Genomic DNA, 20,511 nt, shown 5'->3' with positions numbered 1-20,511 from the left:
AGCAGAGCGCGAGAATACTGCCCGACCGCCCGGCAGTCAGTCGGCCGGGGCGTGCAACATCCACTGACCGTTGACCAGGCTGGCCAGGCCACTGGCTGGCAGCAGCGCCAGCAACCGCTCATGCAGGGCGAGCTCGGTAAAGGTCTTGACGGTGGTCATGTCGAGCACCCCGGCCAGGGCCAGATCGGCCTTGGTGTACGACACCCAGGCCTTTTTCAGGGCCTGGGCCACGTCGCTGCCAGCGGTGCTGGCAAAGCGTCGGTGCCACTCACGGCCATCGAAGGTGAAGCTGTGCGCATGGCTGTAGCTGCTCGGGTCGGCGCCTTCGACGCAGCGATGGCAGCGGCATGGGCCTTCGCCGAAGGCGTTGCGCAGGTAAACGTTGAAGTCCACGACGGGCTTGAGGGTCAGGCGTTTGTCGACCTCGAACAGGTCGGCGATCAGGGGTTGTTCGGCGCTCACTCAGGTGTCCTCGTGTGGTGTGGCGTGCATCGGCCGGCACCCTAACAGATCGGGGCCGGTTTTGCAGGCCTGGCCTGCCGCTTGGCGCACGAGGTGCTGATGAGCCCAGTAGAGACAACAGCGGTGACCTGCCGTACTCTACGCGCCTTCACGCCCAACTCATCCCTTTGAGGTAACCCCGCTTGAGCACCCAGTACCCTTACACCGCCACCGTGACCATCAGCGCCGAGGACCGTGGCGGCGATACTGAAGCCTCGGAGAACGCCGGCATGCGCGTCGGTCTGGAGGCGGTCACCGAAACCCTGAAGAAGGTGCATTTCGTCGGTACGCTCGCGGCCCCCGAAAAATCCGCCACGCACATCTGCGTGACCCTGGAAAACGGCCTGACCTACTACGGTCCGATCGTCAATGGCCATGCCGAACTCGAAGGCGGCTGGATCGCCTTCGAATCCGACATGCTCACCCCTGAAGAGCTGGGCTTGTAAGCCTCACTCCAGTTCAGCCAGGCACTGCTCGAGGATATCCAGTCCCTGCTCGAGCACCTCGGCCTCGATGGTCAGCGGCGCCAGCAGGCGGATGATGTGCCGGGCCTTGCCGCTGGGCATCAGCAGCAAGCCACGGGCCCTTGCCGCATCCAGTACCTTGGTCAGCTGCAGCGGCGCCGGGTTGCCATCGCTGTCGATCAATTCGATGCCGCGCATCGCGCCGCTGCCGGTCAGGCGGCCGAGGAAGGGGCTAAGCCCCTCAGCCTTCCATCGCGCACGCCGGCCCACGATGCTCTGCTCCTGACGCTCACCCCAGGTGGCAAGGTTTTCATCGCTCATCTGCGCAAGGCTCGCCAATGCCGCAGCGCAGGCGATGGGGTTGCCAGAGTAGGTTCCGCCCAATCCTCCCTTGGGCAATGCGCCCAGCAACGCCTGCCGCCCGAGCAACGCACCCAGCGGCATACCGCCAGCGATGCTTTTGGCCAGCAGCAGCAGATCCGGTTCGATGCCCAGGCGCGAGAAGCCGAAGCGTTGCCCGGTGCGGCCGAAGCCAGACTGGATCTCATCGATGATGATCAAGATGCCGTGCTGGTCGCAGAATGCCCGCAGGGCCTGGGCAAAGCCCGGGTCCATGGCCAGGAAGCCGCCTTCGCCCTGCACCGGCTCGAAGATGAATGCGGCGACATCCTCCACTGCCAACTCGACGCTGAACAGGCGCTCCATCGCCGCGAACGCTTGCTCGCTGGTGATGCCGCTGTCGGCACTGGGGTAGGGCAGATGGTACACCGGGCCTGGCAGCTCACCGACTCGTTGCTTGTACGGCGCCACTTTGCCATTGAGGCTGAGGGTAGCCAGGGTGCGGCCATGAAAACCGCCATCGAAGGCGATGATGGCGCGCTTGCCGGTGCCGCCACGGGCCACTTTGAGTGCGTTCTCCGCCGCTTCCGCACCGCTGTTGGTGAGCATGCCGGCCAGCGGGTAACTGACCGGCACGAACCGGCACAAACGCTCCATCAGTTGCAGGTACGGCTCATGTGCAGCTGCGTTGAAGGCGTAGTGGGTCAGGCGACCGGCCTGGGCTTGGATGGCCTCGACTACGGCGCGGTTGCAATGACCCAGGTTGAGAACGCCGATGCCGCCGACAAAGTCGATGTAGTGCTTGCCTTCGGTATCCCATACCTCGGCGTTGCGGCCATGGGAGAGGGTGATCGGGTGCACGATGGCGAGCGATTGGCTGATGCTTGGCGGATGCATGGGCGGTAGACCTTGTTCGGCTTTGTCACTATCCAAACCTGCCGCCAGGGCGCACGGCAAACGAATTATTCGATTGCGATCATTCCCTGCAGTCATGAACCTTCGCTTCGCGGGCCAGGGCGCGATGCAGGAAGCCGGCCTAGAAACGATGAACTTACGCAGGGGAGTACATGGCCAATATCGGATTCATTCCTTGGCGGCATCATGTACTTCCAAAACGTCGTTTGTTGAGCGCGCGCGCTGGAATCGATACTGCCGGCACCTACTGGCCGACATGCGCTTCAACTTTCAGCCGTCGCAGGCAGCGGGATCATGCGGCGGCCGACCCACTCGAGGGTTCTCCATGGCTTCGCTACACAATAAGAAACAGCGGTCCTTGCAGCACGGCTTGACCTCGCGTCAGGTTTCGATGATTTCCATCGCCGGCATCATCGGCGCCGGGTTGTTCATTGGCTCGTCCAATGCCATTGCCACAGCCGGCCCAGCCATCTTGCTGTCCTACGCCCTGACTGGCCTGCTGGTGCTGCTGGTGATGCGCATGCTGGGCGAGATGGCCATCGCCAACCCCAACAGCGGCTCGTTTTCCACCTATGCCAGCGAGGCCATCGGCCCTTGGGCAGGGTTTACCATCGGCTGGCTGTACTGGTGGTTCTGGGTGCTGATCATTCCGGTCGAGGCCATCGCCGGTGCCGATATCCTGCACGCCTATTTCCCGCAGGTGCCGTCGTGGCTGTTCGCCTTCGTCATCATGCTGGTGCTGTCGGCAAGCAACCTGGTCAGTGTGAAGAATTTTGGAGCATTCGAGTACTGGTTTGCCTTGGTCAAGGTGATCGCCATCGTCGCCTTCATCGGTGTGTGCAGCCTCGCGGTGTCCGGCTTCTGGCCCTTGGCGCCGGTGTCAGGCATCAGCCGCCTGTGGGACAGCGGTGGTTTCATGCCCAACGGTTGGGGCACCGTACTGGGCGACGTGCTGATCACCATCTTCTCGTTCTTCGGTGCCGAGATCGTCACCATCGCGGCCGATGAAACGGCCAACCCCAAGGACAAGATTCGCCGGGCGACCAACCTGGTGGTGTACCGCATTGCCATCTTCTACCTGGCGTCGATCTTCCTGGTGGTGTCGTTGGTGGCCTGGAACGATCCGGGGCTCAAGGCGGTCGGTTCGTTCCAGCGCACGCTGGAGGTGCTGAACGTGCCCGGCGCCAAGTTGCTGGTCGACCTGGTGGTGCTGGTGGCGGTGACCAGCTGCATGAACTCAGGGTTGTACACCGCCTCGCGCATGCTTTATTCACTAGGTGCCCGCGGACAGGCGCTGCGCATGACCAAGCGCATCTCTGGCGCCGGCGTGCCCATTGTGGCGGTCCTGTGTTCGACCTTGGCAGGCTTTGTCGGATGCTTCGTCAACTACGTGCTGCCTGGCAAGGTGTTCGGCTTCTTACTCTCGACCACCGGCGCCATCGCCCTGCTGGTCTACCTGGTGATTGCGGTCTCGCAATTGCGCATGCGCGCCCGTGCCGAGCGCGAGGGGCGCTCGTTGGAATTGAAGATGTGGCTGTTCCCGTGGCTGACCTGGTTGGTGATCGGCACCATCGTCATGGTCCTGGGCTACATGCTGTTCAGCGATGCCTACCGCTACGAAACCCTGATGACCGCTGGTGTGACCGTCTTCATTCTGCTGGTTGCACTGACTCATAAGCGCGGCAGGGCGGTGGCCCAGCCCGCTTGAGCCAACTGCTCGAGCGGGGGCGTCCTGCGCCCCGGTTCCAACAGCAAGCGTGCCTATCCACTCAGAAAACCTGGTTCAACAGCCAGTACAGGCCTGCGGCCAACAACATCGCTGCCGGTAGGGTGAGCACCCAGGCCAGCAGCAGGTTGATCAGCGTACGTTTCTGGATGCCCGAGCCGTTGGCGATCATGGTCCCCGCCACCCCGGAACTCAATACATGCGTCGTCGACACCGGTAGCCCGAACATATCCGCCGCACCAATGGTGCACATCGCGACCATTTCCGCCGAAGCCCCCTGGGCATAGCTCAGGTGGGTCTTGCCGATCTTCTCGCCCACGGTCACCACGATGCGTTTCCAGCCGACCAGGGTGCCAAGGCCCAAGGCCAGGGCAACCGCCACCTTGACCCACAGTGGGATATAGCGAGTGGCAGCGTCCAGGTGCGTCTTGAACTGCAATAGCTGGTGGCGCGTGTCGGAATCCAGCGTCTGTTGCGGATGCCTGTCGATCAGGCGGATGGCTTCGCTGGTCAGGTACATGTCGGTGCGCACGTTGGCCACGGCTTCGGCCGGTACCCGTTGCAGCGAGCCATAGCTTTTGACCTGCTCGGCAATCGCACCGGTCAGGGCCGTCAGGGCGGGCAGCGGCAGAGGGCCGGCCGTGGGCGCGGCGATGAACTCGCTGAGCACCTGGCGCGGGTCGGCTGGCGCGGGTTCCGGCGCCACCTGGGCCAGCGCTTGGCGGGTTTGTTCAGCCACCGTGCAGAACTGCGCGGCCTGCTCGTGCGGCACCGTCTTGTTCAGTGCATAAGCCATGGGCAATGTGCCTATCAAGATGAGCATGATCAGCCCCATGCCTTTTTGCCCGTCGTTGGAACCGTGGGCGAACGACACGCCGGTGCAGGTCAGAATCAACAGCCCGCGGATCCACCACGGCGGCGGCATGCGCCCTTGCGGTGCTTGATACAGCGCCTGGTGCTTGAGCAAACTGCGCAATGCCAGCACCAGCAGGGCCGCGCAGACGAACCCGATCAGCGGCGAAAACAGCAGGGCGTAGCCGACCTTGCCGGCCTGCGTCCAGTCCACGCCACTGGCGCCATCGCGCCCGTGCATCCAGGCGTTGGCGATGCCCACCCCGATGATCGAGCCGATCAAGGTGTGCGAGGATGACGCCGGCAGCCCCAGCCACCAGGTGCCGAGGTTCCAGATGATGGCGGCCAGCAGCAGGGCGAAGACCATGGCGAAGCCGGCGGACGACCCCACCTGCAGCAGCAGTTCCACCGGCAGCAGGGCGATGATGCCGAACGCCACCGCGCCGCTGGAAAGCAAAACACCGAGAAAATTGCACAGTCCTGACCAGACCACCGCTACCGAGGCGGGCAACGCGTGGGTGTAGATCACCGTGGCGACGGCATTGGCCGTGTCGTGAAAGCCGTTGACGAACTCGAACCCGAGCGCGATCAACAGCGCCAGGCCCAGCAGCAGGAATGGCGTGACCGTGGTGATCACCGTGCCGCTGGCGCTGACGTCCTGCTTCAGGCTCCAGGCCGTGTAGGCAATGCCGGCCAGCAGCACGGTGAAGAACAGCAACAGGCTGCGCCGCCCTGGCGAGCGGGAGAGGTCCGGGCGTGGGTCGCCATGGGCCAGCGACGGGATTGCCATGGGGGCTCCGGTGGGCGTCGGCGGGAATGGCCCAAAGGATAGAAAGTTGTGCGCGTAGGCACGTGACCTCGGTCAATGAATTACCTAGGCTGATGGCAAAAGACTCAGGGAGAATATCGATGCCCGTCCAGCTGATCGCCGCCAGCGCTAGCCATCGCACCTTCGCGCGGGACCTGACGCGTCGGGCGATGCTGCCTTACTACCATCAGTTCGATCTGCTCTGGGTGGAGGAGGCCTTCGACCAAGCCTGGGATTGGCGCGAGCAATGGTTGGTCGTCGAAGCTGGACAAACCCTCGGATTCTGCAGCCTCAGCCAGGACCGCCAAGCCTTGTTCATCCGCGAGCTGCACCTGCTGCCGGCCCATCGAGGCCAGGGGGTGGGCAGCCAGGTGCTCGAGACCCTCGCCGACTGGACAGCGCAGCGGCGCTTGCCGCTGTTGCGATTGATGGTGTTTCAGAGCAACCCGGCGCGCCAGCTGTACGAGCGCCACGGCTTCGTCGAGGTCGGGGAAGAGGGCTGCTTCGTCAGGATGCAGCGGGTCATCGCGTGAAGCTTGCCGGCCTCCTCGCCGCGTAACTGGCGTAAGTGGAAGCCGGACAAGCCGCTGCCGCAGTTGGGGTTATTGTTGCCTGACCCGCACCGTCTCGCCTTGGCGCACCGTGGCTTCGAGCAATTGCCCCTGCACCGGCAACAGGTCGCCGATCAGCAGGTTCTGCAGCAATGGCTTGCCCTCGAAGCGGTTGCCGCCGAGCAGCACATCGCGCATGCCTTCGACACGCAGCAGCGCCTTGCCGACCTGGCCAAGGCGGTTGCCGCTGATGATCAGCGGCCCAGCCTGAGGCGTGCTGTTGCGCAGGCTGATGGCGTATTCGGAAGTATTGCCGATACGGTTGTCGAGCAGCGCCAGCGCGCCCACTTCACTGGCATCCAGGGCGCTGCCCTGGCTGCTGCCGAGCAGGTTGCCGTCGATCACCAAAGGCGCCGAAGCGGTGGGCGCCAGGCTGCGCAGCTGGATGCCATTGCCGCGACTGTCGCCGATGCGGTTGCCCGAGAGCAAGACGGCGCCCTGCTGGTCACTGACCTCGATGCCGGCCTTGGTCGCGCCAAGGATCAGGTTAGCCTCGACAGCGGCGCGAGTCTTGCCGCGCAAGCGCACCCCGCTGTTGTTGTCGATGCCGCGCAGTTGGTTGCCGTGCAGGTTGACCTGGCTGTTCTGCACGTCGATGGCGTACTGCTGCGACTGCTCGATCCGGCTGGCGCTGATGCTCGCCTGGCTGTGCTGCAATTCCACCGCGGTGGACATCTCGCTCAACTGGCTATCGCGAATGATCACCGTGGCCGGACGGGTGTTGGCCGCCTGCTGGGTGCTCAGGGCGGTGGTCAGGCCACGCGACAGGTTGGCGTTGTAGCCCAGACGCTTGAGGGTCGAGCCGATGACTTGCGTATGACTGCCCGCCCACGCCACCACGAACGGCCGCCAGGCGCGGTCGGTACTGCCGGGTTGCTCGCCGGCCATGCTTTCCAGGCGCGACTGGTTCAAGCCCAGCCAGCCCTGGTTGATCAACGCCGTCCCGGAGAAACTCGACAGGTACAGCGCAGTGCCCTCTAGCACCAGGCCAGCATCGCTGCCGATCATCAGCGGGTAGCTGAGCAGGTAGCCATCCTTGTAGCGTTTGAGGATCCGTGGGTCATTCAACGCATCGTGCAATTGCGCCAGGGTCATGCTGCCGCCGCGTAGCATCACCACTTGCGGGTGATGCGACTGGTAGCCGGCGATGGCGCGGAACAGCCCGTTGTTGACGAACGGCTCGAACGGCCAGCTGCCGGCCTGGGCCGAGAACATCGGTTGCAGGCTGACGCTGGCGCGGCCGGTCGGGCGTTGCCGTTCGCCTTGCTCGAAGGCCACGGCCTGGCGCACCTGCTGACGCAGGTGATCGACCTGAAGCTGGCGCTGTTCGCGCGGCAGGGTGTCGACGCTCGGTTGCGCGGTGAGGCTCTGGGTGGCAGCTTGGGCGGCGCCCACCAGGCACAGCGCAGCCAGGCAGGTAAGGGAATAGCGGGCGAGGGCGGCCATCGGTCAGCTCCTTGATCCGGGCAATGGGGGGTAGAAGGCTTTGATCGGACCGCCGAGCTGGCTGTAATTGTCCACCTCGCCGTCTTCGCTGTCGTACAGCTTGCGCGCCAGGGCGTGGCCCGGATTGCGCTGCAGGAACGGGATCAGCCAAGCCATCTTGTAGGGGGCCACGTCGGCCTGAGACTGGCCTTTGAGTTCGGGTAGCTCATCTGGGTCGAGCACGGTGCGCGCGGCGAAGTTGGCAAGCAGGTCCAAGGTGCGCTGGTCGCTGTCGCTCCAGGGCAGGCCGTTGGCCCGCGCCGACTCCGACAGCAACACCAGTGGCACCAGGGCATACTGGCTGTAGTTGGCGGCCAGCTTGCTACGCGCCACCTCCAGTGGCAGGTAGGCATAGCTGCCGTCGCCGGTCTTGACCGCCTGGGCAAGGCCGCGGCGCAGATTACCATCGGCCCACTGGATGAAATCATCGCGCCCGATCAGCATGCCGGTGGCCGCGACGGCCCAGGCCGCCCAGTAATCGTGGTTGTTGAAGTACACACCGCTGGCCGTGCGGCGCGGATCGTACTCGCCAATCACCCGCTCGCCCAGTTGGCCGAACCAGCGGCGCTGCGCATCGCTGAGCTGCAACTTGCCGTCGCTGGCCGACTGGGTCGCCAGCACTGCGCCGGCCATCGCTGCCAGCGCCCACTTGCGCGCCGCCATACCGGTGCCGCTGGCGTCGGGGTTGAGCAGTGCGCCGGCCTCGGCCCACTGCTGCAACCACTGGTCCTGGCAGGCCAACGCCATGTTGGCATCCTGCGGTTTCTTGGCGTTCTGGAAGCGCTTGCTGGCATAGATCAGCCCGCCGACGAATTGCTTGACCTGCTTGCCGATGCGTTCGCTATCGGCGTCCGGGCTGCTGCGCAGCGTCGATTTGCTGGCGTCGCGCTGGTCGTATTTGCTTTGCAGGCGCAGGCTGCCGGTGTAGGGCGCGGGAGGTTGCTTGGTGCAGGCCAAGGTCCGGTAGTCGGCGACCATGGCCGACTGCGCCGTGTGATGAGCAGGCCAGATCGATTGGGCGGCCTGGGCCTGCGGGAGTGCCAGCGCCATGGCAAACGCCAGTGCAGCTGTCGCCGGGCAACGCAATCCCAGGCGTGGCGATACGGTGTCTACAGGCACAGGCGGGTCTCCACAGCGGTCGCCGCGGTCCCAGGCTTGGTGGGTTCCATGAACACCGAAAGCAGGTTGGCGCCAGCGAACTCCGGTGCCTTGCTCAGCTCAAGGTAATACTGGCCACCGGTGACCGCCGCCTCACGGCGGAACCACACCTTGTCGCGCGCGCCATTGTCGTAATAGACGATGATGTAGAAATCCTTGACGTTCTTGTCGCTCAGGCGAATGTCCAGAAAGCCCTTGGACAGCGCCTGACGGCCACTGCCGGCATTGCTCAGCAGTTCGATGCGCTCGCCGACCTTCAACGCCGAGTGCTGCAGCTTGTTGCCGAGCACTTCGCGGCTGGCCGCGCAGCCCCCTTGCACCGCCGGTACCAGCTGGCGATACATCAATGGCGAGTCGAGCCGGTAGTTGGCCGGCAGCTCCCAGACGATCAGCTTGGGCGGCGCCTTGGGCTTGTAGTCGCTGGACAGCAGGTACTCGAGCAGCGAGCCATCCTCGCCAACGCCTGGCAGCGCGTAGTTGAGCACGTCGACGTCCAGGTATTGCTTGAGGTAGCCGTCGAAGTTGAACTGCTTGCTCTCATCTTCTCGGGCCGCCGCGTTACTGTCGCCGACCAGGATCACTTCCGGGTCCGGTGCTTCGTCGAACAGCGCATCGGCGCCGGCAGCCACCGGCACGGTCTGGAAGCCGCGCACGTACTGGAAGCCATAGTTGTTGCCGCAGATGCTGCTCAGCGCCAGGTTGAGCGTGCCGTCCTTGGGCACCATCACCCCAGGCTCGGTGCGGTACTGCTTCTTGGTCAGCTCGGCGTAGAACGGCTGGCGGCGAATCTCCTCTGCCATCAATTTGGCGGTGGCGTTGGCGCCAGCCGGGGTCCAGTGGTGATCACGGCGGAAGAAGTACTCGCCCTGAGGCGGTTGCTGCACCAGCTGCATCATCGGCGCGACCACCGCGCCACCCTGGCGCAGTTGGCCCAGGAAGGCGTTGAGGTTGCTGCTGGCCCGCGCATAGTCGAAGCCGTGCAGCTGGTCGGCGAACAGCTTGTCGCGGTGCATCAGGCCGCGGGTCGGCTGGATCGCCATGGCGACATGGATCCCCTGGCGCTCGAACGCTTGCATGAGGCGGGCGAACTCCGGGCGCATCGGCGCCGGGATACCGAACTCGTTGGTCAGGTCGACCGCCGAGCGGAACAGCCAGCGGTCCTTGCCAGGGACGATCTCGCGCATCAGCTTCATGCGCCCTTCGGCATAGCGCTGCGGGTCGCTCAGGGCCGGGCAGAGCATGCATTGCAGGTTCTCACAGCCCGGCTTGCTCGCCTGGGCCGCTGGCGCCGGCTGCGCTGCCTGGCCGGGCAGGCTGAGCACCGCCAACGCGGCGCTCAGGGCAAAAGGTACAAGGGTCTTCATGGGCCATTATCCTTGCGCGGCGATCATCACTCGGTCGGGTCGATGCTGTTGGCCAGGGTCATGCTGCGGTTGCCCGGCAGCAGCACGTAGCTGTACGAGCGGCCTTTCTTGAGGAACTGCTCGTCGAAGCTGGCGACTTTGGTGTCCTGCTGGTAGGCGGCGAAGTCGATCTTGATTTCGTTGACCATGCGCGTACCGGTCTCACCGCTGCCCAGCGCCTCGACCACGTCGTGCTTGCCATCGGCAGTCTTCAATGCGGCCTGCTTGGGGGTCAGGTTGTAGAAGGCGATCTGCGCCTTCTTCGGCTCGTTGACGTACTTGTCGCTGATCAGCTTGAGCTGCTTGCCGTCGTAGACCACGGTGCTGGCCGCGTTGGCCTTCAATTGCGGCTCGATCGACTTGCCGCCGATGGCGATCTTGTGGGGGCCGGCCGGGGTGAAGCGGTAGCCGCTGAGCTGGCCGGCGGCAACGCGCTGCGGGTTGACCTTGCCGCTGAGGGTGACGTCGATGTTGCTGTCGGAGAGGTTGAGCACGCGCACGAACGCCGAGTCGGCCGGTGCCACGGCATCGTACAGATCGGCGTTGCCTTCGGCGGCGAGGGCGGTGTGGCCGACGGCGGCCAGGGCGATGGCGGTGAACAGTTGGGTGAGTTTCATCAGGCTCTCCTTGAAGGTCAGAAATGCTGGGGCGTAGCGCTACGGCTCAGGGAGCCGGGGCGGTGGGCGAGCAAGGTACGTAGTGGGAACTCCCAGACCACGGTGTCGATCTGGGGGCTGGCCAACTGGTCGCTGGCCAGGAATTGGTTCATCGCCTCGAAAGGACCACGGGCCTCGACAGCGATGCTCAGCAGGTCGCGGTTCAGCGCCTCCTTGAGGAAGCCGACGAAGTTCCAGTCATCGATCTTGCTGTAGCTGGTGCCGACCAGCAGCAGGCTCTGGTCCTGCTCGGCGAACAGGTCGTCGGCGCTTTGCTGGGCTTTGAGGGTTTCGTACAGGGCGATCGGGTTCGGCCCGAACTGCGGCGCCAGGCGCGCGTGGTCGAACTGCAGGTAGTTCATCAGGTCGCCCTTGACCTCCTTCTCGCCGGCCTTGTGCGACACGTAGGTCTGCTCGCCCAGCAGCTGCGGGCGCTGGCGCGCCAACTCGTAGGCCGACAAGCGTGCACCTTCAGGGCTCCAGTGGGTATCGGACTTGAGGAACAGCTGGGGGCCGTTGATGTTGGCCAGAAACGCCTCGCGCAGCGGCACGACATCGAGCTGGCGGCTTTGCAACTGGCTGACGAACTGATCGTACAGGCTGATCACGCGCGGATCGAAGGCGTGTTCGGCGTGGGCTGCATACACATCGAGCTTCATCGGCAGAGGCAGAATCACCAGCTGCTTGCCGTGCTCGGCCAGTTTGGCGCGAACCTTGTCGATCTGCTCGATCTGCGCCTGAACATTGACCTGCAGGTCGTTGGGCACACGGTATTCCTGGTTGGTGAACAACCAGCCGTCCTTGCCCAGGACCACACCCTTGGTGCCTTCGCCGAACAGGTGGAACTGGGCATCGGCCCACAGCTCGACCGACGGCTCGCGCAGGAAGAAGCGCTTGTCGTAGGCCTGCTCGAACTTGCGCAACAGCTTGCCATCGACGAACAGGTTCCAGGTATCGGTCGAGGTGCGGGCGAATGTGTAGACCGGAGGGAGCGAGTAGACGAACATCGCCGCCAGCATCACCAGGAACAGAATGCCATTGGCCTTGCTGGCCGTTTTCATCACCGGGTACATGGCATTCTCCTAGAACTGGAAATACAGGAACGGCGAGAACGAGTTGGCCGCCAGGCTGCTCAGCGCCACGATGAACCCAGCCCACAGCAACACGCTGTTCAACGCGCCGACATGGCGCATGAAGTAGCCTTCCTTGTTACCGCCGTAGAAACGCAGGTTGTTGATCCCCGCCAGCACCAGCCACGCCAGCGCCACCAGGGCAAAGGCCATGGCCATCTTCGAGGCGCCAAGCACGTACAATTCCAGCGAGCCGAAGCCGTTGAAACCGAACAGCGCCTTGTAGATGTCGATGCTGTGGCGCAGGTCCATGGTGAAGAACAGCGGCATGCTCAGCACGATCAACAGGCCGGTGCGCAGGTGCCGGCCGACGCGGTACGGCGCACCGACCTTGGTCGCCAGGTGGAACTTGCGCTCGATCACCATGCCGATGCCGAAGAACAGCCCCCAGCAGATGAAGGCGAAGCTTGCGCCGTGCCACAGGCCCGACAGCAGCATGGTCCAGATCAGCGCCGGCATCGCACCGGCCACGCGCTTGCGCACCAGCGGCATGTACACGTAGTCGCGCAGGAAATGCGCCAGGGTCATGTGCCAGCGCGCCCAGAACTCGGTGATGCTCTGCGCCACGTAGGGCTGGTTGAAGTTCTCCGGGAAGCGGAAGCCCATCATCAGCGCCAGGCCCAGCGCCATGTGGCTGTAGCCGGCGAAGTCGAAATACAGCTGCAGGGTCGAGATCACCAGGCCGAACCAGGCATCGCTGAACTGCAAGGTGCCCTCGGCCACGAACAGCACATTGATGGGCGCCAGGCGGTCGGCGATCAGCACCTTCATGATGAAGCCGAGCATGAAGCGGCACACGCCCAGGGAGAACAGCTCCATCGAGTGGGTGCGTTCGCGCAGCTGCGGTGCCAGTTGGCTGTAGCGCAGGATCGGGCCAGCTACCAAGTGCGGGAACAGCGCCACGAACGCGGCGAAGTCGATGAAGTTGCGCGTGGGCGTGGCGTCCTTGCGGTAGATGTCGACGATGTAGCTCAGCGCATGGAACACGTAGAACGAAATGCCCAGTGGCAGGAAGATGTTTTCCAGGGTCCAGGTGTTGATTCCCAGCGGCGCCAGCAGCATGGCCATGACCTCGGCGCCGAAGTTGGCGTACTTGAAGTAACCGAGGGTCGACAGGTTACCGGCCACACCAATCCACAGCATGCGCAGGGCCATGCGTTTTTCGCCGGCATCCAGGCGCGCCTTGATGCGCAGGCCGAACCAGTAGTTCCAGTAGGTGATACCGACGAACAGCAGCAGAAAGTCCGGGCGCCACCAGGCATAGAAGATGTAGCTGGCAGCCACGATCACCGTCGAGCGCCACTGCGCCTTGGCCAGAAAATACACGGCCAGGAACAGCGGCAGGTAGAGAAACAGGAATACGTTGGAGGCGAAGATCATGGCATTGCCCTTCCTTAGTAACTGACCACCACGCCGACGCTCAGCTGGTAGTCATCGCCGGTTTCCAATGCGCTGCCGGCATTGAGGTAACTGGCGCTGACCAGCGCGTTGACATCCAGGTGCTTGCCATCGATAGCCACCGGAAACATCTTCCAGTAGTAATTGAGGTCGATCATCTGCCCGACGTTGCGCCCGTTGCCGTTGTTGCCTTGGTTGATGGCGCGGTTGCGCTCGGCGCGTTGATCGCCGTTCAGGCGGATCGGCAGGGTGCCGTCGGCGTCGCGCAGCTGCAGCTGGGTCACGCGCAGATCCAGCGCGGTGCGCGGGGTGGGGCGGGTTTCCACGGCGAAGCCGTAGTAGCTGAGGTTACGCAGGTCGAGGGCGACGAACGAACTGGTCAGGCGCGTGCTGTAGGAGCCGGTGCGGGTGATGCGGTCGGACTGAATCGCGTTGAGGCGGAAACCGTCGTTCTCGTCGCTGGGTTTGTCGGTCAGACCGCCGCGCAGTGCCACGCGCGGGGTCCAGGCCAGCTCGTCGAAGCGCTTGCCGACTTCACCCAGTACCGCCCAGCCTGTGCTGCTGTGGCCGGTGCTGGTGACACCGTTGCCATCCGTGTTGTCCATCTTGCCGTCGAGCGCAGCGAGCTCCAGGTGATAATCGCTGAGCATCGGGTAGGCGAGGTTGTCGCCCTTGAAGAACAGGCCGTAGCGCAGGCCCTTGAAGTCGTAGCGGTCGCCGGCGTCGTGGCCACTGTGATCATTTTCATGCATCAGGCGCACGCCGACCTGGTTGTTCTGGCTCCAGCGATAGGCGTACTGGCCCATCAGGTAGGTGATGCGTTCTTCGGTGTCGTCCAGGCGATTGACGTCGGTGTTGTAGTTGTAGAACTTCTGCCCGACCGCGACGAACGCCTCGGAGAAAGTGTCCTTGTAGTTGAAACGCAGCGATTCCAGGCTGTCATCCCACCAGATGCCATAGTCGTCGTAAAAGCGCTGGCGACCGAAGGAGGCAGAGAAGCGTGGATCATCGCCGATCAGGTTGCGCTTGACATACAGCTCGCGCATTTCCGCGTACCAGCCTTCGGCTTGCTCGCGCTGATTGCTGTTGGAGCTTTCGTTGGTCAGGTTGCTCGACTGGCTGGAGTCATAGTTCAGCCACAGGCGACCGTAGACCATCCACTTGGCCCAGCGCTTTTCCGGCGAATACCAGGCGAACGAAGGCTCGTAGCGCAGGCTGTAGAACGTCTCACGGTCGCTGCCGACCTGCGAGTCTTCCGGGCCGTAGCCGGTCTGCAGGGTCAGCTTGTTGAACATTTCCGAGGTGATGACCGGCTCGCTGCCATCGAGGGCAGCGACCCGTACCGGTTCGCTGCTGTCCGCTTCGGGGCCGGTGATCTCTTCTGCGGCAAAGGCCGCTGGCAACGGTGCCAGGGCCAGCAGGGCGCCGAACAGGGGGTGGTGCGCTTTCACAGGGTGGCCTCCTTGAAGAGCCCATTGCGAGCGGCCAGGGCGCGCTCGATATCATCCTTCGGCAGGGTTTTTTCCAGGCGCCTGACCAGGCTGCGCGCGCTGCGCTCGCCCAGGTCCAAGGCCACGCGGGCGTAGGTGTAGGCCTTGACCGGGTCATGGCACAGGGCGCGGCCGTAGGCGTGCAAGGTGGCCATGCGGTACCAGGCGGCAGTGTTGCCTTTGTCAGCTTCTGCCTGGAACAGCGCCAGGGCTTTGTCCTGGTCGGGCTGGTCTTCCACGCCCTTGCTGTAGTACTCGCCCAGCAACAGGCCGGCACCGGGGTAGCCGCCGGCGCGCAGTTCCTCGATCAAGGCCCGGGCCTTGTCGGGATCCAGGGTCAGCCAGTTGTTGACCATGTAGAACTGCGCCTGCAATGCCTTGGCCCGCACCGGCTCGCGCTGGCGCACCTGGTCGATCATCGCCTGGGTTTCTTCGGCGTTGTGCTCGGTGGGGTTGGAAATCATGTAGTTGGCCTTGGAGACCATGGCCGGCACGAAACCGCGCGCCACCGCCACGTCACGCCAGCGCTGCACGCGCGCGGTGGCCAGATCGAGCGCTTGGTTCTGGGCCTGCTCGCGGGCCACTTGCTCAGGGCTGGGTGGCAGCTTCTCGGCGCCTGGCTGAACGCTGGCTTGCTGCTCGTAGCGGTCGGCGTCGATCTCAGCGCGCTGCACGCTGGTGATGGTGTCGAGCAGCGCACCGATGCGGTGGATGATCTCCACCGGCAACTGTTCGCGTTCGGGCTCGAGCTGGTCGGCGAAGGCGGTGAACAGGCGGTCCTGCTGCTCGCCGAGGAAGGCGTAGTAGCGGTCCAGGGCGCGTACGTCCACGCGCACGGCCTGGCGGTACCAGCGCTCGGCTTCGGCGCGGTCGCCCTGGCGCTCGGCTAGCACGGCGTGGTACAGCTCTGGCCGGCAGTTGAGCAGGCAGGCCTGTTCGTACAGCGCCAGCAGCTGGGCGGCCTCGGCGGTGTCGACCAGCTCAGGATACGTGATGAACACTTCCAGGGTGGTGCTGGTGTTGCGCGGATCGAGGTTCGCCGGATAACGGGTCAAGGCCTGGGCCATCCACGGCTTCTGCGCTTGGCGCAGGCTCGGAGTACGGTCGATCAGTCGTGCCAGCGAGGCCAGCGCCGGGACCAGGCCATGGCCATCGGCAAAAGCCTTGCGGTACAGCGCCACCACTTCAGCGCGGCTGGCATCGTCGCGCCCGGCCAGCACGTCGCCAAGCAGCAGGGTACTGGCCAGGTCGCCACGCGCAGCCAGCTCGCGCAGATCGGTGGTGACCTCGGCCGACGGATCCTTGTACAGCGCGTAGCGAATCTGTTCCAGGCTCTGCCCGGCGCTGGCCGTGCTGGCGCAAGCCAGCGCCAGGCTGGCCAGCAGCAGGCGGGGGGGCATGTTCACGCTCATGGCTTCAGAATCCTCGGGCGCTTAGTGCGCTGCGCCGAACGGCAGGCCCAGGTACAGGTCGACCGCCGCTGCTTTCTGGTAGGCAGCCGCCGGCAGCGGGCTGTCGGGCGCGATGGTCAGGGCCAGGTTGCGGTTGGTTTCATCCACGCGTGCATCGACCACTTTGCCGCTGAAGTGCTGGTCCACACCGAAGACCTGCATGTCCACCGACTTGACCCGGTTGACATCGGTGAGCTTGTCGAACGGCACGTTGGCGCGCACGAACAAACCTTGGTCCTTGGGCAGCAGGTGCATCAACGGCGCCTCTTTGTAGCCGTAGCCGTCCACACGCTGGTTGGGGTAGTAGACCGTGCAGTCGCACGGGCTGTTGATCACCGTCTCGATGGTGGCGCGGCCGAGCAGGGTCTGCAGGTCGCCAGGCGACAGGTCGGCGACTGCCTTCATGTCGGCGGGGCTGGTGAAGCTGGTGGCCAACTGCGTGGAAATGCTGGCGATCGGCTGGCCGGCCTTGACCTCCGTGGCATCGGCAGGCAGCAGGTACTTCACATAGCCGTTGTCAGGCATGCTGATGACCTGGGCATTGGTCGCCACTTGCGCCTGTACGGCGGGGATGCGGAAGAACAGCATGTAGCCTTTGTAGCCGACGAAGGCCAGCGCGGCGATCCCGGCAGCGGTATACAGCAGCGTGCCGGTCACGGCCTTCAGGCGTGCACCGGCACCGCGCGGGCTGGCGAACTTGTGCTTGCGCTCCTTGATGTAGTTCTCGCGCTGCATGACGTTGAACAGGCCATTGATGTCGGCGATTTCACCCGACATATAGGCACTGATCAGGTAGCGCAGGATGTCGCGTTTCTGCGCATCCAGCTCGACGAACTGCGCGCCCACTTCGCTGCCGCGTTGCGAGACGATGCGAATCTTGCTGTCGATGTTCAGGTCGACCTGGTTCAGGCGCAGGCGGATCGAGGCGTCGTACAGTGCGCCGACTTTCAGCGGGGCGTCATGGATCAGGCCCAGGCCGCCGAGCGATATATCCTGCAGGGCCACGTCGAAGGGCGCTTGCCCGGCGCTGGACAGGCGCACCCGCGCGTTCATCCGCGTACGCACGTACTGACGCTCGTCGATCGCCTCGTGGACGATGTTGGCCGCTGTTTTGCCCGGGGCCGCGGGGATGTTGGTGGTACTCATGTGCAGGCGCCTTTCCTTAACGTTGCGAGAGTTCGAGAAGAACGGTGATGACCCCGAAGAAGATCGCGATCGACGAGCACAACATCGCCTTCGAGGACCAGCGATTCAGGGTGGCGTCGAAGTCGACGCTGCCGGTGGCCAGGGTGGTCTTTTGTCGCGTCCAGCTCTGCTGGTCCATGTGGAACATGGCGTAGACCTTCATCAGCGAACCGACGATCTGGTTGTAATAAAGAACGAAGGGGTACATCGGGCTGACCGGGTGCCCGGCGAACACGAACAGCACTGTCACCAGGCTGCGCGAGATCAGGACCCAGAACAGGTACACCAGCAGGTACTGGATACCGAAGGCCAGGCCCGCAACCACCGAAGCGGTCAGGCCCATCAGGCAGGTCCACATCGATACGCGCTGGTCGAGCAACACGTACAGGGTGAACAGGCCCAGGCGTGCCCGGCCGAGCAGGGCGGTGGCGCGGAAGTTCTGGCGCAGCGAGTTGCCATACCAGCGGAACATCAGCTGGCGGGTAGCCGTCAGGAAGCTGTCGCTGGGCGGGTGCTCGACGGTCAGGGTGTGGCTGTCGGGCACATAGAAGGTGTTCCAGCCAGCGCGCATCAGGCTCAGCCAGCTCGACTTGTCGTCGCCGGTGAGGAACTGGAAGCGGCCCAGGCGCCAGTGCTGGAGAAAGTCGGCTTCCACATCGCGGATGAACTCAGGATCGATCATCACCTCGGCGCGGAAGAACGACAGTCGCCCGGTCAGGGTCAGCACCCGGTGCGACAGGGCCATCGAGCACATGTTGATGTGGCGCTGGACGAAACGCATGGAGTGCCACTGGCGCATCAGGCGGCTGCCTTCGACCTCGCAGAACTCGTTGGTGGTCAGGCCGCCGACGTCCGGCAGCAGGGCAAACAGCTTGACCGCGCGCTCGACGCAGCCGGGCAGCATCATGGTGTCGCCGTCGACCACGCCAACCACCGCGTCATTGAGCGGCATCTGCCGCGACAAGGCGCGAAACGCATGAGCCAGACCATCGCGCTTGCCGGTGCCGCGGGCGCGCACGATCACCAGCTTGATGTCGTCGCGGTCCTTGACCTCGTTGCGCATGATGTCCTTGATGAACGTCTCGTCGCCTTTTTCGACGATCGAGGCAATTACCGTGCACGGCACTTTCAGCCGTTGCACTTCCTGGAACACCGACTGATAGACCTTGAAGGTGGTCATGGTCGGGATGCGGAAGCTGGTCACCACCATGAACATGTGCGAGGGCAGCGCGGCATCGCCCAGGCGTTCGACCTGGCGGCGCATGCGGGGGAATTTCCAGTGCAGGAAGTACATGCCGCGCAGGTAGTGAACGATGGCGTTGCCATAACGCCACATGCCCAAGGTGCCGATCAGGAAGATGAACAAGTGATGGCTTGGGTCCAGGTACTGCGGCGCGACCATCTCCGAGGCCAGCGCGATCAGTCCGGCGAGGCACGCCCAGCCGAAGAAGCTGGCGCTGGCGCGCAGGTAGCCGGGTGCCACGAAAGAGGGTTGCTGTCGATCCATGTAGCCTTGACTCCAGATGTGCAATACCGGCGCGCCAAGCCGCACAGGCCAGAGCCTGCAGCGGACAGGGCGCTAAGCTGCCGGGTCGGTTACCAGCAGATGCCGTGGTTGTGCTCGTCGCTCACGCCAGGCATGAAGCCGACCAGGTCGATCACCTGCTTGCCATGGCCGGCTTGCAGGGCATTGGCAAACCGTGGGTCGTTGTTGCCCAGCACGATCACATCGGCATTGCCGATCACCTGCTCCAGGTTGCTGTGCAGCAGCGACGAGACATGCGGGATCTTGGCTTCGATGTATTCCTTGTTGGCTCCGTGGACGCGGGCGTACTCGACGTTTTCATCGAAGATGCTCAGCTGGTAGCCTTTGCCGATCAGGCGCTCGGCCAACTCGACCAGCGGGCTCTCGCGCAGGTCATCGGTGCCGGCCTTGAAGGCCAGGCCGAGCATGGCGATCTTGCGCTTGTCCTGGCGCTCGATCAGCTCGAAGGCGTTTTGCACCTGCGAGGCGTTGCTTGGCATCAGCGAGTCGAGCAGCGGGGCGTTTACATCCAGGCTCGCGGCGCGATAGGTGAGGGCGCGCACGTCCTTGGGCAGGCACGAGCCGCCGAAGGCGAAACCTGGGCGCAGGTAGTAACGCGACAGGTTGAGCTTGTGGTCCTGGCAGACCACATCCATGACCTCGCGGCCATCCACGCCGGCGGCCTTGGCGATGTTGCCGATCTCGTTGGCGAAGGTGACCTTGGTCGCGTGCCAGACGTTGCAGGTGTACTTGATCATTTCGGCCACTTCGACCGACTTGCGGATTACCGGCGCATCCAGACCTTTGTACAGCGACTCCAGCAAATCACCCGACTGGGTGTCCAGCTCGCCGATCACGGTCATGGCCGGGAAATCATAATCCTGGATGGCGGTGCTTTCGCGCAGGAACTCAGGGTTGACCGCCACGCCGAAATCGACACCGGCTTTTTTGCCCGAGTGTTGCTCGAGAATTGGCACCACCACGTTCTTCACCGTGCCCGGCAGCACGGTGCTGCGCACCACCACGGTGTGGCGGCTGGCCTTGTCGCGCAGCGCCGTGCCGATTTCCCGGCATACCGCTTCCATGTAGACCAGATCCAGGTCGCCGTTTTTCTTGCTCGGCGTACCCACGCACAGCAGCGACATGTCAGTGGCCAGGATCGCTGCCTGAACGTCGGTGGTGCCACGCAGGCGACCGGTCTTGACGCCATCCTGCAGCAGTTGCTCGAGGCCCGGCTCGACGATTGGCGACTTGCCCTGGTTGATCAGGTCGATCTTTGCCGGGGAAATATCGACCCCCAGCACCTGGTGACCGCGAGCCGACAGGCAACTCGCGCAGACCGCGCCAACATAGCCAAGACCAAAAATACTGATGTTCATAAAACCCTCTCCCTGGGGCACGGCGAAGCCGGCCG

General features: G+C 64.0%; 17 protein-coding genes. 3 read left to right on the top strand and 14 right to left on the bottom strand.

What is annotated here, in order from left to right:
- Positions 1-36 precede the first annotated feature (36 nt).
- Positions 37-462 carry a hypothetical protein gene (locus ACLEJW_RS05745; protein WP_440777189.1) on the bottom strand — a complete coding sequence of 142 codons (426 nt, stop codon included), beginning with the start codon at positions 460-462 and terminating at the stop codon, positions 37-39.
- Positions 463-644: 182 nt separating this feature from the next.
- Here ACLEJW_RS05745 and ACLEJW_RS05740 point away from each other — a divergent pair, with 182 nt between their 5' ends.
- Complete coding sequence (locus ACLEJW_RS05740) at positions 645-947, top strand: hypothetical protein (RefSeq protein WP_145187532.1); 303 nt, start codon at positions 645-647, stop codon at positions 945-947.
- A 3-nt stretch (positions 948-950) separates the two neighbouring features.
- On the opposite strand, the gene ACLEJW_RS05735 is transcribed toward ACLEJW_RS05740, so the two are convergent.
- Complete coding sequence (locus ACLEJW_RS05735) at positions 951-2,201, bottom strand: 2-aminoadipate transaminase (RefSeq protein ID WP_440777188.1); 1,251 nt, start codon at positions 2,199-2,201, stop codon at positions 951-953.
- A gap of 343 nt (positions 2,202-2,544) precedes the next feature.
- Here ACLEJW_RS05735 and ACLEJW_RS05730 point away from each other — a divergent pair, with 343 nt between their 5' ends.
- Positions 2,545-3,927, top strand: coding sequence for an amino acid permease (locus tag ACLEJW_RS05730; protein WP_440777187.1), 1,383 nt, complete (start codon positions 2,545-2,547; stop codon positions 3,925-3,927).
- Between the two features lie 61 nt (positions 3,928-3,988).
- Here ACLEJW_RS05730 and ACLEJW_RS05725 read toward each other — a convergent pair whose 3' ends face one another.
- Positions 3,989-5,587 carry an inorganic phosphate transporter gene (locus ACLEJW_RS05725; RefSeq protein WP_440777186.1) on the bottom strand — a complete coding sequence of 533 codons (1,599 nt, stop codon included), beginning with the start codon at positions 5,585-5,587 and terminating at the stop codon, positions 3,989-3,991.
- A gap of 119 nt (positions 5,588-5,706) precedes the next feature.
- Between ACLEJW_RS05725 and ACLEJW_RS05720 the strand changes: the two genes are divergently transcribed.
- The gene (locus ACLEJW_RS05720) at positions 5,707-6,138 is read left to right on the top strand and encodes a GNAT family N-acetyltransferase (RefSeq protein ID WP_145187520.1); all 432 of its coding nucleotides are present in this window, start codon (positions 5,707-5,709) and stop codon (positions 6,136-6,138) included.
- Between the two features lie 69 nt (positions 6,139-6,207).
- On the opposite strand, the gene ACLEJW_RS05715 is transcribed toward ACLEJW_RS05720, so the two are convergent.
- The 11 genes from ACLEJW_RS05715 to ACLEJW_RS05665 form a co-directional block, all read right to left on the bottom strand.
- Positions 6,208-7,662: a right-handed parallel beta-helix repeat-containing protein gene (locus tag ACLEJW_RS05715; protein ID WP_145187517.1), complete on the bottom strand. Its 1,455-nt coding sequence runs from the start codon at positions 7,660-7,662 to the stop codon at positions 6,208-6,210.
- A gap of 3 nt (positions 7,663-7,665) precedes the next feature.
- Positions 7,666-8,820 (bottom strand): polysaccharide lyase, encoded by a 1,155-nt coding sequence (locus tag ACLEJW_RS05710; RefSeq protein WP_256675083.1) that lies wholly within the window; start codon positions 8,818-8,820, stop codon positions 7,666-7,668.
- The gene (locus tag ACLEJW_RS05705; RefSeq protein WP_145187514.1) at positions 8,811-10,223 is read right to left on the bottom strand and encodes an alginate O-acetyltransferase AlgX-related protein; all 1,413 of its coding nucleotides are present in this window, start codon (positions 10,221-10,223) and stop codon (positions 8,811-8,813) included. Before ACLEJW_RS05705 ends, ACLEJW_RS05710 begins: the two co-directional genes overlap by 10 nt.
- A gap of 26 nt (positions 10,224-10,249) precedes the next feature.
- Positions 10,250-10,879, bottom strand: a complete 630-nt coding sequence (locus tag ACLEJW_RS05700) for an alginate O-acetyltransferase AlgF (RefSeq protein WP_313296315.1) — start codon at positions 10,877-10,879, stop codon at positions 10,250-10,252.
- Between the two features lie 17 nt (positions 10,880-10,896).
- Complete coding sequence (locus ACLEJW_RS05695) at positions 10,897-11,991, bottom strand: alginate O-acetyltransferase (protein ID WP_313455652.1); 1,095 nt, start codon at positions 11,989-11,991, stop codon at positions 10,897-10,899.
- 9 nt (positions 11,992-12,000) lie between these two features.
- A complete protein-coding gene (locus ACLEJW_RS05690; RefSeq protein ID WP_313455650.1) occupies positions 12,001-13,428 on the bottom strand; it encodes an MBOAT family O-acyltransferase in 1,428 nt (475 codons plus the stop codon).
- Between the two features lie 14 nt (positions 13,429-13,442).
- Entirely contained in the window at positions 13,443-14,897 is a 1,455-nt protein-coding gene (locus ACLEJW_RS05685; protein ID WP_313455648.1) for an alginate export family protein, read from the bottom strand.
- Positions 14,894-16,336, bottom strand: a complete 1,443-nt coding sequence (locus ACLEJW_RS05680; RefSeq protein ID WP_256675081.1) for a tetratricopeptide repeat protein — start codon at positions 16,334-16,336, stop codon at positions 14,894-14,896. Before ACLEJW_RS05680 ends, ACLEJW_RS05685 begins: the two co-directional genes overlap by 4 nt.
- 33 nt (positions 16,337-16,369) lie before the next feature.
- Entirely contained in the window at positions 16,370-17,533 is a 1,164-nt protein-coding gene (locus tag ACLEJW_RS05675; RefSeq protein ID WP_313296305.1) for a PilZ domain-containing protein, read from the bottom strand.
- A gap of 16 nt (positions 17,534-17,549) precedes the next feature.
- Positions 17,550-19,079, bottom strand: coding sequence for a glycosyltransferase (locus ACLEJW_RS05670; RefSeq protein WP_313455643.1), 1,530 nt, complete (start codon positions 19,077-19,079; stop codon positions 17,550-17,552).
- Between the two features lie 89 nt (positions 19,080-19,168).
- Positions 19,169-20,476 (bottom strand): nucleotide sugar dehydrogenase, encoded by a 1,308-nt coding sequence (locus ACLEJW_RS05665; protein ID WP_440777185.1) that lies wholly within the window; start codon positions 20,474-20,476, stop codon positions 19,169-19,171.
- Between the last annotated feature and the right edge of the window lie 35 nt (positions 20,477-20,511).

Origin of the sequence: Pseudomonas sp. SMSB3, assembly GCF_052041965.1 — a bacterium.
GTDB lineage: Bacteria > Pseudomonadota > Gammaproteobacteria > Pseudomonadales > Pseudomonadaceae > Aquipseudomonas.
The sequence above is the reverse complement of the archived record's forward strand: the minus strand, read 5'-3'. Positions and strand labels throughout refer to the sequence as shown.

Excerpts from the sequence above, each read along its gene's own strand:
- ACLEJW_RS05705 (WP_145187514.1), bottom strand. The coding sequence starts at position 10,223 with ATGAAGACCCTTGTACCTTTTGCCCTGAGCGCCGCGTTGGCGGTGCTC.
- ACLEJW_RS05730 (WP_440777187.1), top strand. The coding sequence starts at position 2,545 with ATGGCTTCGCTACACAATAAGAAACAGCGGTCCTTGCAGCACGGCTTG.
- ACLEJW_RS05690 (WP_313455650.1), bottom strand. The coding sequence starts at position 13,428 with ATGATCTTCGCCTCCAACGTATTCCTGTTTCTCTACCTGCCGCTGTTC.
- ACLEJW_RS05735 (WP_440777188.1), bottom strand. The coding sequence starts at position 2,201 with ATGCATCCGCCAAGCATCAGCCAATCGCTCGCCATCGTGCACCCGATC.
- ACLEJW_RS05670 (WP_313455643.1), bottom strand. The coding sequence starts at position 19,079 with ATGGATCGACAGCAACCCTCTTTCGTGGCACCCGGCTACCTGCGCGCC.
- ACLEJW_RS05695 (WP_313455652.1), bottom strand. The coding sequence starts at position 11,991 with ATGTACCCGGTGATGAAAACGGCCAGCAAGGCCAATGGCATTCTGTTC.
- ACLEJW_RS05700 (WP_313296315.1), bottom strand. The coding sequence starts at position 10,879 with ATGAAACTCACCCAACTGTTCACCGCCATCGCCCTGGCCGCCGTCGGC.
- ACLEJW_RS05720 (WP_145187520.1), top strand. The coding sequence starts at position 5,707 with ATGCCCGTCCAGCTGATCGCCGCCAGCGCTAGCCATCGCACCTTCGCG.
- ACLEJW_RS05675 (WP_313296305.1), bottom strand. The coding sequence starts at position 17,533 with ATGAGTACCACCAACATCCCCGCGGCCCCGGGCAAAACAGCGGCCAAC.
- ACLEJW_RS05715 (WP_145187517.1), bottom strand. The coding sequence starts at position 7,662 with ATGGCCGCCCTCGCCCGCTATTCCCTTACCTGCCTGGCTGCGCTGTGC.
- ACLEJW_RS05725 (WP_440777186.1), bottom strand. The coding sequence starts at position 5,587 with ATGGCAATCCCGTCGCTGGCCCATGGCGACCCACGCCCGGACCTCTCC.
- ACLEJW_RS05680 (WP_256675081.1), bottom strand. The coding sequence starts at position 16,336 with ATGCCCCCCCGCCTGCTGCTGGCCAGCCTGGCGCTGGCTTGCGCCAGC.
- ACLEJW_RS05665 (WP_440777185.1), bottom strand. The coding sequence starts at position 20,476 with ATGAACATCAGTATTTTTGGTCTTGGCTATGTTGGCGCGGTCTGCGCG.